20 protein-coding genes are annotated in these 12,364 nt (G+C 69.8%); 8 read left to right on the top strand and 12 right to left on the bottom strand.

Translation table 11 applies throughout. The annotated features are described in order from the left end of the window. Nucleotides 1-27 precede the first annotated feature (27 nt). The 3 genes from D8896_RS07630 to D8896_RS07640 all read left to right on the top strand — a co-directional run bounded on the left by D8896_RS07630 (nt 28) and on the right by D8896_RS07640 (nt 2,595). Complete coding sequence (locus D8896_RS07630; RefSeq protein WP_121821497.1) at nt 28-1,209, top strand: tRNA sulfurtransferase; 1,182 nt, start codon at nt 28-30, stop codon at nt 1,207-1,209. Between the two features lie 64 nt (nt 1,210-1,273). Next, entirely contained in the window at nt 1,274-1,726 is a 453-nt protein-coding gene (locus D8896_RS07635) for a DUF5804 family protein (RefSeq protein ID WP_121821498.1), read from the top strand. Next, complete coding sequence (locus D8896_RS07640; protein WP_121821499.1) at nt 1,723-2,595, top strand: alpha/beta fold hydrolase; 873 nt, start codon at nt 1,723-1,725, stop codon at nt 2,593-2,595. The genes D8896_RS07635 and D8896_RS07640 overlap by 4 nt, the downstream gene beginning before the upstream one ends. Before the next feature lie 20 nt (nt 2,596-2,615). Here the strand turns inward: D8896_RS07640 and D8896_RS07645 are convergent, their stop codons facing one another. After that, nucleotides 2,616-2,885, bottom strand: a complete 270-nt coding sequence (locus D8896_RS07645) for a MarR family transcriptional regulator (RefSeq protein WP_121821500.1) — start codon at nt 2,883-2,885, stop codon at nt 2,616-2,618. 184 nt (nt 2,886-3,069) lie between these two features. On the opposite strand from D8896_RS07645, the gene pan1 reads away from it, so the two are divergent. Next, nucleotides 3,070-4,284, top strand: coding sequence for a proteasome-activating nucleotidase Pan1 (pan1, locus tag D8896_RS07650; protein WP_121821501.1), 1,215 nt, complete (start codon nt 3,070-3,072; stop codon nt 4,282-4,284). 96 nt (nt 4,285-4,380) lie between these two features. Here the strand turns inward: pan1 and D8896_RS19295 are convergent, their stop codons facing one another. Continuing rightward, on the bottom strand, nt 4,381-4,518 hold the full coding sequence (locus tag D8896_RS19295; RefSeq protein WP_162991496.1) for a hypothetical protein: 138 nt from the start codon (nt 4,516-4,518) through the stop codon (nt 4,381-4,383). A 153-nt stretch (nt 4,519-4,671) separates the two neighbouring features. On the opposite strand from D8896_RS19295, the gene D8896_RS07655 reads away from it, so the two are divergent. Together D8896_RS07655 and D8896_RS07660 are read left to right on the top strand one after the other, a co-directional pair. Continuing rightward, on the top strand, nt 4,672-5,223 hold the full coding sequence (locus D8896_RS07655) for a GMP synthase subunit A (RefSeq protein WP_121821502.1): 552 nt from the start codon (nt 4,672-4,674) through the stop codon (nt 5,221-5,223). A gap of 32 nt (nt 5,224-5,255) precedes the next feature. Further along, nucleotides 5,256-7,112, top strand: a complete 1,857-nt coding sequence (locus tag D8896_RS07660; RefSeq protein WP_121821503.1) for a DUF2070 family protein — start codon at nt 5,256-5,258, stop codon at nt 7,110-7,112. Here the strand turns inward: D8896_RS07660 and D8896_RS07665 are convergent. Both D8896_RS07665 and D8896_RS07670 read right to left on the bottom strand, forming a co-directional pair. Continuing rightward, nucleotides 7,109-7,345: a DUF3194 domain-containing protein gene (locus tag D8896_RS07665; RefSeq protein ID WP_121821504.1), complete on the bottom strand. Its 237-nt coding sequence runs from the start codon at nt 7,343-7,345 to the stop codon at nt 7,109-7,111. The genes D8896_RS07660 and D8896_RS07665 overlap by 4 nt on opposite strands. Further along, nucleotides 7,346-7,735: a prefoldin subunit beta gene (locus D8896_RS07670; protein ID WP_121821505.1), complete on the bottom strand. Its 390-nt coding sequence runs from the start codon at nt 7,733-7,735 to the stop codon at nt 7,346-7,348. It lies immediately after the preceding gene. Between the two features lie 110 nt (nt 7,736-7,845). Here D8896_RS07670 and D8896_RS07675 point away from each other — a divergent pair, with 110 nt between their 5' ends. Continuing rightward, nucleotides 7,846-8,253: a DUF7344 domain-containing protein gene (locus D8896_RS07675; protein WP_121821506.1), complete on the top strand. Its 408-nt coding sequence runs from the start codon at nt 7,846-7,848 to the stop codon at nt 8,251-8,253. 3 nt (nt 8,254-8,256) lie between these two features. Here the strand turns inward: D8896_RS07675 and D8896_RS07680 are convergent, their stop codons facing one another. From D8896_RS07680 to D8896_RS19300, 8 genes are all read right to left on the bottom strand, one after another. After that, nucleotides 8,257-8,502: a KEOPS complex subunit Pcc1 gene (locus D8896_RS07680; protein ID WP_121821507.1), complete on the bottom strand. Its 246-nt coding sequence runs from the start codon at nt 8,500-8,502 to the stop codon at nt 8,257-8,259. Between the two features lies 1 nt (nt 8,503). Then, on the bottom strand, nt 8,504-8,638 hold the full coding sequence (locus D8896_RS07685; RefSeq protein WP_121817820.1) for a DNA-directed RNA polymerase subunit P: 135 nt from the start codon (nt 8,636-8,638) through the stop codon (nt 8,504-8,506). After that, on the bottom strand, nt 8,635-8,916 hold the full coding sequence (locus tag D8896_RS07690; RefSeq protein WP_121821508.1) for a 50S ribosomal protein L37ae: 282 nt from the start codon (nt 8,914-8,916) through the stop codon (nt 8,635-8,637). Before D8896_RS07690 ends, D8896_RS07685 begins: the two co-directional genes overlap by 4 nt. A gap of 103 nt (nt 8,917-9,019) precedes the next feature. Beyond that, nucleotides 9,020-9,223, bottom strand: a complete 204-nt coding sequence (locus D8896_RS07695; protein ID WP_121821509.1) for a hypothetical protein — start codon at nt 9,221-9,223, stop codon at nt 9,020-9,022. Nucleotides 9,224-9,297: 74 nt separating this feature from the next. Next, nucleotides 9,298-10,017 carry a DUF2103 domain-containing protein gene (locus tag D8896_RS07700; protein WP_121821510.1) on the bottom strand — a complete coding sequence of 240 codons (720 nt, stop codon included), beginning with the start codon at nt 10,015-10,017 and terminating at the stop codon, nt 9,298-9,300. Nucleotides 10,018-10,099: 82 nt separating this feature from the next. Further along, nucleotides 10,100-10,507 (bottom strand): zinc ribbon domain-containing protein, encoded by a 408-nt coding sequence (locus D8896_RS07705; RefSeq protein WP_121821511.1) that lies wholly within the window; start codon nt 10,505-10,507, stop codon nt 10,100-10,102. A gap of 66 nt (nt 10,508-10,573) precedes the next feature. After that, nucleotides 10,574-11,548: a PLP-dependent cysteine synthase family protein gene (locus D8896_RS07710; RefSeq protein WP_121821512.1), complete on the bottom strand. Its 975-nt coding sequence runs from the start codon at nt 11,546-11,548 to the stop codon at nt 10,574-10,576. Nucleotides 11,549-11,647: 99 nt separating this feature from the next. After that, nucleotides 11,648-11,809, bottom strand: coding sequence for a hypothetical protein (locus D8896_RS19300; RefSeq protein WP_162991497.1), 162 nt, complete (start codon nt 11,807-11,809; stop codon nt 11,648-11,650). A gap of 147 nt (nt 11,810-11,956) precedes the next feature. On the opposite strand from D8896_RS19300, the gene D8896_RS07715 reads away from it, so the two are divergent. Continuing rightward, complete coding sequence (locus D8896_RS07715; RefSeq protein ID WP_121821513.1) at nt 11,957-12,340, top strand: thioredoxin family protein; 384 nt, start codon at nt 11,957-11,959, stop codon at nt 12,338-12,340. Nucleotides 12,341-12,364: the final 24 nt, after the last annotated feature.

Raw genomic sequence — 12,364 nt, forward strand, 5'->3', positions numbered from 1 at the left:
TTATTTCCCTACCTGCAACCCCCTGGTATGCACCCCCCGGGAGCCGACACCGTCGTCGTACGCCACGGCGATATCAACGGGAAGAGCGGGGGCGTCCAGCGCGACATGGAGCGCCGCCTCGTCGACAACATCTCGGCGCTCCTGGCCGACCGCGGCGTCGACGCCGACGTGGAACGCCGCTGGACGCGCCCGCTGGTTCACGCCACCCCCGACACCGTCGAGGCGGCGACCGACACGGCGACGGACGCGTTCGGCGTCGTCTCCGCCAGCCCGGCGCTCGTCGTCCCGGCTGAGCGGGACGCCATCGTCGACGCGCTGGCGCGGACGGCCCGGGAGCGCTACGACGGTGGGACGTTCGCCGTCGACGCTCGCCGGGCGGGCGATTCGCTGTCGTTCACGAGCGAGGACGTCGAGACGTTCGGCGGGCAGGCCGTGTGGGACGCCGTCGCCGACGAGTTCGACCCCGAGGTCGACCTCGACGACCCCGACCTGACCTTCTACGTCGAGTGCCGCGAGGACGGCGACGCGTTCGTCTTCCTCGAAAAGCGACCCGGTCCCGGAGGTCTCCCCCTCGGCAGTCAGGCACCCCTCGTCGCGCTGGTCAGCGGCGGCATCGACTCGCCGGTGGCCGCCTACGAGGCGATGAAACGCGGCGCGCCGGTCGTTCCCGTCTACGTCGACCTGGGCGACTACGGCGGTCCCGACCACGCGGCCCGGGCGATGGAGACGGTCCGGACGCTTTCCGACCTGGCCCCGAACTTCGACCTCCGGCCGTACCGGGTGCCGGCCGGCGAGACGGTCGCCCTGCTCGCCGACGAACTGGAACAGGGGCGGATGCTCGCGTTCCGCCGGTTCATCTACCGCGTCGGCGAGGCCATCGCCGAGCGGGAGGGCGCATCCGGGATCGTCACGGGCGAAGCGATCGGGCAGAAGTCGAGCCAGACCGCCCGGAACTTCGGCGTCACCAGCCGCGCGGTCGATCTCCCGGTCCACCGGCCGCTGCTGACGCTGGACAAACACGACATCACCGAGCGGGCGCGGGCGATCGGCACCTTCCGGGACTCGACCATCCCGGCGGGCTGTAACCGCTTCGCTCCGGACCAGCCCGAGACGAACGGACGGATCGAGCCGCTTCGACGGGCGGAGCCGGACGACCTGTTCGAGCGGGCAGCGCGAGCGGCCGAACGGGCCGAGCGCGTCGAGCCCTGACGCACGGGGGTTCGACCGCAACGGAGCGAAATCCACATTACCGACCCGGGACCAACTGGACGTAGTGACCCGCGTCTGTCTCGTCGGTGCCGACGACGTCGACCTCCGCTTCGAACTCCTCTCCCGGGAGACGGCCCGCGAGGCGCTGTCGACGTACGACCTCAGCCAGCCGTACGAGAACACGCTCGCGCTCTCGACCGTCTCGGTCGGCGCGGCGGTGTCGCTGTTGAACGACCTGAACTGGTATCTGGTCCGCTACGCCGACGCCGCCCTGGTCCGCGACCCGAGCGTCAGCGAGACGGAGTGGCTCTCCCGCGACCTCGCGGAGGCGGTCCGGAACGACGACGTGACGCCCGCCGACACCGACGAGTACCTCCGGCTGTACGGCGTCGACGAGGGCCGCCTCGTCGAACCGCTGTTCGTCCGGCGCACCGACGGCGAGGTGCCCGAGTACGACCTCCGGGAGGTCGAGGAGACGGTGACCGTCCGCGTCACGGAGGCCGAGTTCGGCGGATGATCCGGAGCGAGGCCGTGCCGGCGGCCGACTCGCTGTACGCCACCGTCGACGGCCGGCGGATCCGCTACCTGCGGGCCGGCGACGACGGCCCGCCGCTCCTGTTCCTCCACGGCGGCGGCGTCGACGACGCCGCGGTGTCGTGGAAGCACGCGATCCCCCACTTCGCCGAGGACCACCGGGTGTACGCGCTCGACTGGCCCGGCTACGGCGAGAGCGACCCGTCCGAAACGACCCCGACGACCGACCTGTACGCCGGGACGCTCACGGGCTTTCTGGACGCGGTCGGGCTGGATTCGGCGACGCTGGTCGGCATCTCGATGGGCGGCGCGGCGGCGCTTTCGGTCGCCGTCCGGGATCCGGAACGGGTCGACCGCCTCGCGCTGGTCGACAGCTACGGGCTGGCCGACGCGGTCCCCGGCGGGATCGGGTCGTACCTGCTGGCCAACGCGCCGTTTGCCAACGCCGTCGGCCGGCTGGCGTTTGCCACCAGCCCGCTCGGCGCGCGGGCGGCGTTACGGAACATCGTGTACGACGCCGACGCCGTCGACGACGAGTTCGTCGCTGCCGTCGGGGAGCGCCTCCGGCGACCGGACGCCGGGGAGGAGTTCCTCGCCTACCTCCGTCACGAGTTCTCGCCGGACCGCGTCCGGACGAGTTTCGTCGACGACTTCGCCGACCTCCGGCCGCCGACGCTGTTCGTCCACGGCAGGGAGGACCCGCTGATCCCCGTTTCGTGGTCAGAGCGGGCCGCCGAGCGAGTGCCGGACGGGGAACTGGCGGCGTTCGAACACTGCGGGCACTGGCCGCCGCGGGAGCGTCCGGACCTGTTCAACCGGACGCTCAGGGCGTTTCTCGACCGGACGGAGTGACGGTCCGGGTTCCCCGGTGATCACTCGATGTCGAGCGTGTAGAGGCGCTTCCGGGCGTCGGAGAAGGAGTACCGGGACGCGACCACGTCGACCTCTTCGAGCCGGTTCAGCGCGTACCGGACGGTCCGGGGCGGTAGCAGCGTCTCCTCGGCGAGCTGGCTCTGCGTGAGGGTGTCGTTGTACTCGAGGACCTTCGCAACGAGCTTCGCGCTCGGCGGCAGGTCACGGACGTCGTCCCACGATGCCGCGGGATCGGTTTCCTCGGGCCGTGCTGGCTCTGATGCACTCATCGTACACCGTCATAGTGAATACAGCGTAATAATATTACCTCTTTCAAAATATTACTATAGAGAATACCAGGGAAGGGACGAACCGCAGCGTTGTCACCCGGCAACACCGTCGATCCCGGCGGTGTGCGCCCCCGGATCACCCCCACCCGCAGGCTTTTATGAGACAACCCCTTATCCCGGGGTGATGACCGACACCGTGGAAGACGTCGACCTCCCGTACGACGAGGAGGACACGTCCCAACAGGAAAAGATCGAGGCGTTGCGCGAGCGCCTGGAGGTCCTCGAGGCCCAAAACGAGGAGATGCGCGACAAGCTCCTCGACGCGAACGCTGAGAACAACAAGTACCAGCAGAAGTTGGAGCGGCTCACCCACGAGAACAAGAAGCTGAAGCAGTCCCCGCTGTTCGTCGCGACGGTGCAGGAGGTGACCGACGAGGGCGTCATCATCAAGCAGCACGGCAACAACCAGGAGGCGCTGACCGAGGTCACCGACGAGATGCGCGCGGACATCGAGCCCGACAGCCGCGTCGCGGTCAACAACTCCCTCTCGGTCGTCAAGACGCTCGACGACGAGACCGACGTCCGCGCCCGCGTGATGGAGGTCAGCGAGAGCCCGGACGTGACCTACGCCGACATCGGCGGGCTCGAAGAGCAGATGCAGGAGGTCCGCGAGACCGTCGAGATGCCGCTGAACAAGCCCGACGCCTTCGACGAGGTCGGCATCGAGCCGCCGAGTGGCGTCCTGCTGTACGGCCCGCCGGGGACGGGGAAGACGATGCTGGCGAAGGCCGTGGCCAACGAGACCGACGCCACGTTCATCAAGATGGCCGGCTCCGAACTCGTCCACAAGTTCATCGGCGAGGGCGCGAAGCTGGTCCGTGACCTGTTCCAGGTCGCCCGCGAGCACGAGCCGGCCGTCATCTTCATCGACGAGATCGACGCCATCGCGGCAAAGCGCACGGAGTCGAAGACCTCCGGCGACGCCGAGGTCCAGCGTACGATGATGCAGTTGCTCTCGGAGATGGACGGCTTCGAGGACCGCGGCGAGATCCGCATCATCGCGGCGACGAACCGGTTCGATATGCTCGACCGCGCCATCCTCCGGCCCGGCCGGTTCGACCGCCTCATCGAGGTTCCGAAGCCCGACCACGAGGGTCGCGAGATCATCTTCGAGATCCACACCCGCGACATGAACACCGCCGCCGACGTCGACTTCGGCGCGCTCGCCGAGATGGCCGCCGACGCCAGCGGTGCCGACGTGAAGGCCATCTGCACCGAGGCCGGGATGTTCGCCATCCGCGACGACCGCACGGAGATCCGCCAGTCCGACTTCGAGGAGGCCTACGAGAAGATCCAGGCCGAATCGGAGGAGGAGGACGTGTCGAAGACGTTCGCCTGAGGTCCTTCCGTTCTCCCGGTTTTCTTGTTTCCGCTGCGTAGCGCGCGCTTCCGAGCCTCGTAGCGACGCGCGAGGCGACGGCGACTGAACCGTCGTCTACAGCGACAGGAAGAGGAGATACGGCAGGCCAAACAGCAGCGCAGTCATCGCAACGAGGATCAGCCCGTAGCCGACGCCGGTGCCGATCGCGGTCCGCCACGCAGGGTGGTCGTACTCCGCCAGCGAGTCGAGCATACCGGCACCGTCGGGCGCGGCCGACATAGTAGTACCGAGAACCGAGGGTCGACAACGGGCCGCCGGTGGGCGACGCCGAGCGCAGAGGCCCCCCGGCCAGACCGGGCGGCCACTCCGGACCGCTTTTACCCGCCGGGCGGCTACGAGGGCGTAATGACGCGGATCGTCGTGGTGGACAACCACGGGCAGTTCACGCATCTCGAACAGCGCGCGCTCCGGGACATGGGCGTCGACGCGGACCTCGTCGACAACGACACGCCGGCCGACGAGATAGACGCCGACGGCGTCGTTCTCTCGGGCGGCCCCGACATGGACGACGTGGGCCGGTGCGCGGAGTACCTCGACCTGGACGTGCCGGTGCTCGGCATCTGTCTCGGCATGCAGTTCATGGCCGACGAACTCGGCGGCAGCGTCGGCAGCGGCGAGTACGGCGGCTACGCCGACGTGACCGTCGACGTGCTGGACGCCGACGACCCCCTTACCGGGTCGCTCGCGCCCGAGACGCGCGTCTGGGCGAGCCACGCCGACGAGGTGACCGAGCTCCCCGACGGGTTCGAACTCACCGCGCGGAGCGACGTGTGTGACGTGGAGGCGATGAGCGACACGGACCGAGACCTGTACGGCGTCCAGTGGCACCCCGAGGTCGCGCACACCGAGGAGGGCGAGGAGCTGTTCGAGAACTTCCGGCGGCTCTGCGAGGCCTAACTTTACTTGGCCGGGGTGAGATCCTCCGTTCGATGACAGCTACCCAGGGCGACCTGGCCAGCCTCTCCCGGTTCGTCTTCCGGGCACCGCGATGGCCGACGACCGCGGCGTTCGCGCTGGTCGTCGCGGCCGTCACCGGACTCGGCGTCTTCGACACCACCTACGCCCTGGAGGACGCCTGGCAGGGCGTGTTCTACATCGGGATCCCGACGCTTGCCGCCGGCTTTCTGACCAGCAGCATCGACCGGTCGCTCGGCGGCCAGCTCACGCCGAACCGGTCGTCGCTGCTGGCGCTCGTCTGCGAGGTGTTCGTCGTCGTCACGCTCGTCGCCGCGGGCGTCGCCGCCGCGCTGACGCCGCTCGGGCAGAACTTCGTCTTCGACGCGTTCCTCGCGGCGCTTTCGGGTATCTTCGCCTTCCGGCTGCTCGTCGTGATGGCGGTGTCGCGCCACGGCGCGCTGGTCGCGGTCGTGCCGGCGAGCGTCCAGACGGTCGCGGCCGCCGCCCTCCTGTTCGTCTACAGCGGGACGATGCGCTACGTCGCCGTCGAGGGGGCGCTGGTCGACGCCTTCCTCTCGCGCCAGGAGCAGGCTCCGGCGGCGCTGAACGTCGTCGTCCCCGCCGACTTCGGCGTGCTGGCCGCGGTCTGTGTCGTCTACGGCACCGCCGTCTACGCGTTCGTCCGGATCATCGACCGGCCGTGGCAGCGCAGCCTCGGCGTGAGCGTCCTCGACTTCCTCGGCGGGTTCATCGGGCACATCGCGGACGGCACGCGCGAACTGGAGGACTTCTTCGAGGAGATCGGCGAGGAGGCGGTCGTCCCGGTTACGGTCTGTTCGATCCGCCGGCCCGACGGCGCGGAGAAGGCCCGGTTCGTCCTGCCGATGATCCACCCCGGACCGATGGGTGAGATCGGGGGCGGCAACCTCCCCGTCCGCGTCGCGGAGTCGGCCGAGGGGCTGGCGTTCCCGCCCCACGCGACTGCGGGCCACGACTTCAACCTCGTCACCGAGCGCGAGGTCGACACGATCCTCTCGGCGGCCGAGCGTGCCGTCGACGAGGTGGAGTACACGGACCGCGCGACCCGGAGCGTTCGAACGACCGAGGGCGACGCCTCGCTGCTGGCCCAGGCCGTCGGGGACGACATGCTCTCGACGGTGACGTACGCGCCGTCCTTTGCCGACGACGTGTCCTACGCCGTCGGCCTCGCCGCCGCCGCGGAGGCCCGCTCGGGCGGTATCGACGACGTGTTGCTGGCCGACGCGCACAACTGTAACAACGGGCTGCAGGGCGAGGACCTGGGCCACGTGACGCCGGGCAGCGAGCGCGCGTTCGACACGCAACACGCTGCCGGGGCGGCGGGCGACCGCCTCGCCGACGCCGAGCGCCACGCCCTTCGGGTCGGCGTCGCGTGGGACGAGACCGACTGGGAGCCGACAGAGGGGATCGGTCCGCTCGGCGTCCGGGTCGCCGTCTTCGAGGTCGACGACCAGCGGACGGCGTACGTGCTGGTCGACGGGAACAACATGGAACCCGGCCTCCGCGACCGCCTCGTCGCCGGGGTCGAGGGCGTCGACCGCGTCGAGGTGCTGACGACCGACACCCACATCGTCAACCAGGTCGAGGCGACGAATCAGGTCGGCGAAGCGATCGACGACGGGAAACTGCTGTCGCTGATCAACGACCTCGTGGAGGAAGCGACCGCCGACCTCGAACCCGTCGAGGCAGGCGTGGCGACCGAGCGGGCGGCCGTCACCGTGTTCGGTAACGACCGCACGGAGACGCTCGCCAGCACCGCCAACGCGATGGTGTCGATGGGCGGCGGGCTCGCTGCGGCGACGACGCTCACCGCGATGGTGATAAGCGGCGTCGTGTTCCTGCTGTCCTAGCCCTCGAACAGGTCGTCGACCGCGCCGCGGGCGGCGAGCGCCGCGTCGTCGGCGACGCGCCCCTCGTCCGCGCTCGCGTCGGGGGCGTGGACGTACACGTCGACCTCGAGCACGCCGTCCTCGAACGTCACGGTCACGTCGAGGTCGTCGACGTCACTGTTGTCGATCCGCGAGAAGACGACGTCCTCGGCCGCCTCGGCGGCGGTCCGAACGACCTCGTCGTCGGTCGGCATCTACGCGCCGCCGGGGCCGCCCATCGGGCCGCCGCCCGCGCCGCCGGCACCGCCGAGCATCTGCTGCAGTTCGCTCTGGAGCTCCTCGAACTGCTCCTGCACGCGCTCCTCCTGCTTTTCGAGCGTCTCGACGCGGATCTCCAGGCTGTCGACCTTCTCGTCAAGGTCCTCCTGGGCCTCGTCGTAGTCGGTGGCGACGAGCAGTTCGCCGACCTCGCGGTACATCTGCGTGTCGTCGTCGATGTCGTCCAGCTCGTCGAGGGCGTTCTGTGCCTCGGTCAGCTGGCTCTCGGCCTCGTTCTTCTGGACGGCGACCTGCTGTGCCGTCTCCTGAAGGTCCTGTAGCTCCTCGAGTTTCTCCTGCGCTTCCGGCGGTAGATTACCCTGCATACGCGTTGGGTCGTGCCCCGCATTGAAAAACCCCCGCTTTACGTACGCCCGAACCCCGCCGTCCCCTCGGTCGTTACTGTTAAGGCGATGATTTGTAAACTGTGAGGGAGATGCGTGGCGACAACAGCAACTGCCGACGAGTCCGTCGTGACGGCTCCCGGACCACGCTCCTGCGGTCCGACGATGGCGTGCCGCCGGAGCCGCTCTCCCCCGATACGGTCTTCGAACTCCTGGCGTCGCGCCGCCGCCGGTTCGTCCTCTATGCACTCGCTGACACCGACGGGGAGGTGCCGTTCGACGCCCTCGTGGCGCAGGTGGTCGAGTGGGAGACGGCGGGGCTGACCCCGCCGCGCGGCCACGAGGACCGGGTCGCGACGGCGCTTCACCACGTGCATCTCCCGCGGCTGGCAGCCGAGGGGGTCGTCAGCTACGACGAATCCGACGACACGGTTCGCTATCTCGGCTCGGCAGAGCTCGAACGGCTCCTCGACGCGGCCCGCGAGACCGACCGGGTGTAGCGGTCACGCGCTGACCTGCTCGGCCACGTCGACCAGCGAGAGCCAGGTGTTGATGCTCGCCCGGAGCGCCACCGGGTCCGCGGCCTCGACCGTGACGGTGACGGTCGGGCCGTCCCGGTCGACGACCGCCGTCGACCGGTCGCCGTCTATCTCGCCGACCTCCTGCCGGACGCTCCGCTCGACGGTCCGAGCGCGCTCCGGAGAATCGTAGTCGAACGCGAACGTCGCCTCGTGGACGAACGCCGGCACGTTACCGGACGTCGACTTCCTTGACGTCGCGGCTCCGCTCCTTCAGCAGCACCCGGTGGCCGCAGTACGGACACCGGACCCCGCCGTACTCGTCGAGTTCGACGTCGCGCTTACAGCGGGAACACTTGTAGCTCATTCGTCCTCTTCGCCCAGCGCCGCGCGGATCGACCGGGTGACGCCGCGGCCGCCCGGGGTCTGCGGGCGGTACGTGCCGCCGGCGAACTTGTAGCCGCACTTGCCGCACTGCCAGATCCCGGTGCCCTGCCGGTCGACCGCGTTCGCGCCGCAGTCGGGGCAGGCGTGGTCCTCGTTCATGTCCGACTCGATCTCCGAGACGCGGCGTCGGGAGACGCGACCGTAGCGCGCCCCGAACCGCCCGGCACTGCCGGTGTTCTGTGGTCCGTCTTCGGCCATAGTAACGACACGTAGCCCCAGCGGGCAGATAAACCCTACGAGTCGGAACCGGCGTCGAACGCCGGCCGCGTCACACCGACACGGTATCTCGCAGTGGTTGCTCTCACTCCTCGACCGGGAACGTCGCCATCTCGTGGGCGATGAGCGCGAGCGCCGCGAGGAACCCGCCGGTCCACAGCGGGAACTCCCCGGGCGACCCCGCCAGCCCGACCGTCGTATCGAGCGCCCGAACGGCGGCGTGGAGGACTACGCCGGTCGCGGCGACGACCGGGATGGCGGCGAGCACGGCGTCGTAGCGGGTGACCATCGGCTAATTATATCTCATTACCGGTGAAAAGCGTCGGGGTTCCTGGCGGGCGCGTGAGTGGTCGCCCCCGAGAGCTACTGGAGGTCGGCTTCCGCCAGCGCGCCGTTCAAGTCCTCGCGGACGCGCTCGCCGGTCTCGCGGTCGCCGGCAGTCGTCACGACCCGGTTCTCCTGCACGCTGGACCCGTTGCGGATCAGCAGGCGGACGTTGCCGTTGCCGTCCGCCCGGGTCGCCTTTGCCCGGACGCCGGACTGCGATCCGGTGCCGCCGGCGTCGATCGGACCGGGGACGATCTTCTTGACGTGGGGGTGTCCCGCGACGGTCTGGACGGCGCGACGGCCGCTCCGCCCGCCGATGAGCGTCGAATGGGTGCCGCCGATCTTCTCGGCGGGCGCGGCGTCGACGACCTCCAGCGCCGTCTCGCCCCGACGGGTCCGGACTGCCTCCACGGGGTCGCCGCCGTCGACGCGGTAGAACTCGTGGTGCAACTGCTCTCGGGCCGCGCGGAGCACCTCCCGGTGGCCCGCGGCGAACACCTCGTCCGGTCGCTTGCGCCGCACCTCGTCGGCGATCCGGCCGGCGAAGTTGCGCAGTTCGACGACGCCCGTCTCCTCGCCGTCCTCCGGTGATGTGGTGATCGTCGTCGTCGCGACCACCTCGTCGTCGGACAGCATCGTCACCGCCGCGCGGTCGCGGTCGATGTCTAGCACGACGGCGTCGGCGTTGGCGGTCCGACAGACCAGGCAGTAGTCGCCCGGCCGTTCCAGCGGGGAGCCGCACTGCCGACAGTCCATGCCCCGGCATAGCTCCGCGGCGAATAAAACTGGCGCGCTTCCGGGATGCGGCCGGCGGTGTGGCGCCAGGTGGCCCGCCGATTCAGGTGGCGACATCCCTCCCGCAGTTGCGGCAGTAGCGCGCGTCCGCCGAGAGGACGACGCCACACTCCGGACAGTTCCGCGGCCCGCCGGCGTCCTCGGGGAGTTCGTCGCCGCAGTTGCGGCAGTACTCGGCGTCCGCCGCGGCACGGGACCCGCAGTTCGGACAGGCCCGGTCCGACTCCCACAGGACACGCCGCCGAGAGTCGTTCAGGTACTTGTAGGCGGCGTACACCGCGTTGACGATGCCGAACGTCCACCAGGCGGTCAGGATCGCGATGACCACGTGGACCCCGAGCGCACCGTAGTTCCGCTTGACGAGGACGACCCGGTCACCCGACTCGTCCTCTATCTTCCAGCCCGCCTGCAGGGCGTCGTCCATCTCTCGCCGCATCCGTTCGGTTCGCATGGCCGCCCTACCACGCCGACGGGTAAATGCGCTCGCGGGGCGCTCCCACCCCGACCCGGGAGACGGTTAGTCGAACAGCCCCGTCGAGAGATACCGTTCACCGCTGTCCCAGAACACGGTGACGACCAGCGGGCAGTCGTCGTAACCGGCCGCCTCGCCGCCGTCGGACTGGAGCTCCCGCGCGCCGGCCGGCGCTGGCGGGCAGTCGAGTTCCGGAGCCGCCAGCCGCTCTGCGACCCGCCGCGCGGCGAGGCTGGTCGCACCGCTGGACTGGCCGACGAGGATCCCTTCCTCGCGGGCGAGCCGGCGACATTCGGCCTCCGCGTCCTCCAGCCGGACCGTCTCCACGTCGTCGATGAGGCTCGTGTCGAGGTTGTCGCTGACGAAGCCCGGTCCCATCCCCTGGTAGTCGTCGTCGCCGGGCTCGCCGGTCGAGAGGACGGCGTTCCGCGCCGGCTCGACCGCGACGACCTCCAGCTCGGGGAACTCCTCGCGGAGCCGCCGGCCGGTGCCCGACAGCGTGCCGCCGGTGCCGACGCCGGCGACCAGCGCGTCCACCTCGCGCTCGCCGACCTGCTTGACTATCTCCTCGCCCGTCGTCCGGTAGTGGGCCTCCGGGTTCGCCGGGTTCTCGAACTGGCCCAGCTGTACCGCGCCGGTCTCCGCGACGATCTCGTCGGCGCGCTCGCGGGCCGTCTCCATCTCGCCGTCGACGAGTTCGAGGTCCGCGCCGTACGCCTTCATCAGTCGCTGACGCTCCTCTGACTTCGACGCCGGCATCACGATCGTCAGGTCGTATCCACGGGCCGCGGCGACCAGCGCGATCCCGATCCCGGTGTTCCCGCTCGTCGGCTCGACGAGGCGGTCGCCCGGCTCGATCCGGCCCGCCTGCTCCGCCGCGCGGACCATCGCTCGCGCCGGCCGGTCCTTGGCCGAGCCCCCCGGATTGAACGACTCGACCTTCGCGGCGACGGTCGCTCCCGTCGGGGAGTCGACCTGCACCAGGGGCGAGCCGATGGTGTCCAGAATGCTCTCTCTCATTGCGTTCTCCTAACCGTCCGGTGCGTAAACCGATGCCGGTCACCGGCAGGACGTGCCGCCGCCCGTGGAGGAACCGGCGGCCCGTCGGCGCTCCCCATCTCAGAGTTCGACCGCGCCGAGCCACCGCTCGGTGCCGTCGGCGTCGCACCACTCGGCGTGGGCCGCGGCACAGCGTTCGTGCAGGAGCCGTCCGCACTGGCACAGCACGCGCTCGGTTCCCGCGTCGATGCTCCCCCGGCACAGCGTACAGCGTCGTTCCATACTCCGTGCTACTGATCCATACGCAATAACTGGTGTAGCGATTTCCCGGACAGCTCCCGGACTGCAATGAACCGGTCGGTGTTGCCGGTACTCCCCGGTTCTGCGGGGAACGCGGCGGTTAAGCCGCTCGACCGTCTACGGCGATCCATGTCACTCGAAACGATGGAACCGACCCCGACGTGGGACAGCGATGCCCACGGCGACACGGTCGAGACGCTCGCCGCGCACGACGACCTGACGTACAGGGTGTGGGGCGGCGACTGGTGCAAGGACTGCCGCGCCGTCCTCCCGGACTTCGCCGCCGCGCTCGACGCCGCCGGCGTCCCCGAGGACCGGATCGAACAGTACCCCGTCGAGCGCGAGGACGGCGAGAAAGTCGGTCCGAAGGTCGAGGAGTACGGCATCGAACTGATTCCGACGATCATCGTTGAGCGAAACGGTGACGAAGTCGCCCGCTTCGTCGAGTCGGCCGACCGGCCCGCTGCCGCGGTCATCGCCGACCAACTCGACGAACTCGACGCGACGGCCTGACCGTCGTTCCGAACGGAAACGGCG

Origin of the sequence: Halostella salina, from assembly GCF_003675855.1 — an archaeon.
Classification (GTDB): Archaea; Halobacteriota; Halobacteria; order Halobacteriales; family Natronoarchaeaceae; genus Halostella; species Halostella salina.

Bases quoted from the DNA above. Each gene is read 5' to 3' on its own strand.
- D8896_RS07695 (WP_121821509.1), bottom strand. From the start codon at position 9,223: ATGGTCACCCGCTACGACGCCGTGCTCGCCGCCATCCCGGTCGTCGCC.
- D8896_RS07715 (WP_121821513.1), top strand. From the start codon at position 11,957: ATGTCACTCGAAACGATGGAACCGACCCCGACGTGGGACAGCGATGCC.
- D8896_RS07660 (WP_121821503.1), top strand. From the start codon at position 5,256: ATGACAGCTACCCAGGGCGACCTGGCCAGCCTCTCCCGGTTCGTCTTC.
- D8896_RS07665 (WP_121821504.1), bottom strand. From the start codon at position 7,345: ATGCCGACCGACGACGAGGTCGTTCGGACCGCCGCCGAGGCGGCCGAG.
- D8896_RS07655 (WP_121821502.1), top strand. From the start codon at position 4,672: ATGACGCGGATCGTCGTGGTGGACAACCACGGGCAGTTCACGCATCTC.
- D8896_RS07640 (WP_121821499.1), top strand. From the start codon at position 1,723: ATGATCCGGAGCGAGGCCGTGCCGGCGGCCGACTCGCTGTACGCCACC.
- D8896_RS07700 (WP_121821510.1), bottom strand. From the start codon at position 10,017: ATGGACTGTCGGCAGTGCGGCTCCCCGCTGGAACGGCCGGGCGACTAC.
- D8896_RS07670 (WP_121821505.1), bottom strand. From the start codon at position 7,735: ATGCAGGGTAATCTACCGCCGGAAGCGCAGGAGAAACTCGAGGAGCTA.
- D8896_RS07690 (WP_121821508.1), bottom strand. From the start codon at position 8,916: ATGGCCGAAGACGGACCACAGAACACCGGCAGTGCCGGGCGGTTCGGG.
- D8896_RS07685 (WP_121817820.1), bottom strand. From the start codon at position 8,638: ATGAGCTACAAGTGTTCCCGCTGTAAGCGCGACGTCGAACTCGACGAG.
- D8896_RS19295 (WP_162991496.1), bottom strand. From the start codon at position 4,518: ATGCTCGACTCGCTGGCGGAGTACGACCACCCTGCGTGGCGGACCGCG.
- D8896_RS07645 (WP_121821500.1), bottom strand. From the start codon at position 2,885: ATGAGTGCATCAGAGCCAGCACGGCCCGAGGAAACCGATCCCGCGGCA.
- D8896_RS07705 (WP_121821511.1), bottom strand. From the start codon at position 10,507: ATGCGAACCGAACGGATGCGGCGAGAGATGGACGACGCCCTGCAGGCG.
- D8896_RS07675 (WP_121821506.1), top strand. From the start codon at position 7,846: ATGCGTGGCGACAACAGCAACTGCCGACGAGTCCGTCGTGACGGCTCC.
- D8896_RS07710 (WP_121821512.1), bottom strand. From the start codon at position 11,548: ATGAGAGAGAGCATTCTGGACACCATCGGCTCGCCCCTGGTGCAGGTC.
- pan1 (WP_121821501.1), top strand. From the start codon at position 3,070: ATGACCGACACCGTGGAAGACGTCGACCTCCCGTACGACGAGGAGGAC.
- D8896_RS07630 (WP_121821497.1), top strand. From the start codon at position 28: ATGCACCCCCCGGGAGCCGACACCGTCGTCGTACGCCACGGCGATATC.
- D8896_RS19300 (WP_162991497.1), bottom strand. From the start codon at position 11,809: ATGGAACGACGCTGTACGCTGTGCCGGGGGAGCATCGACGCGGGAACC.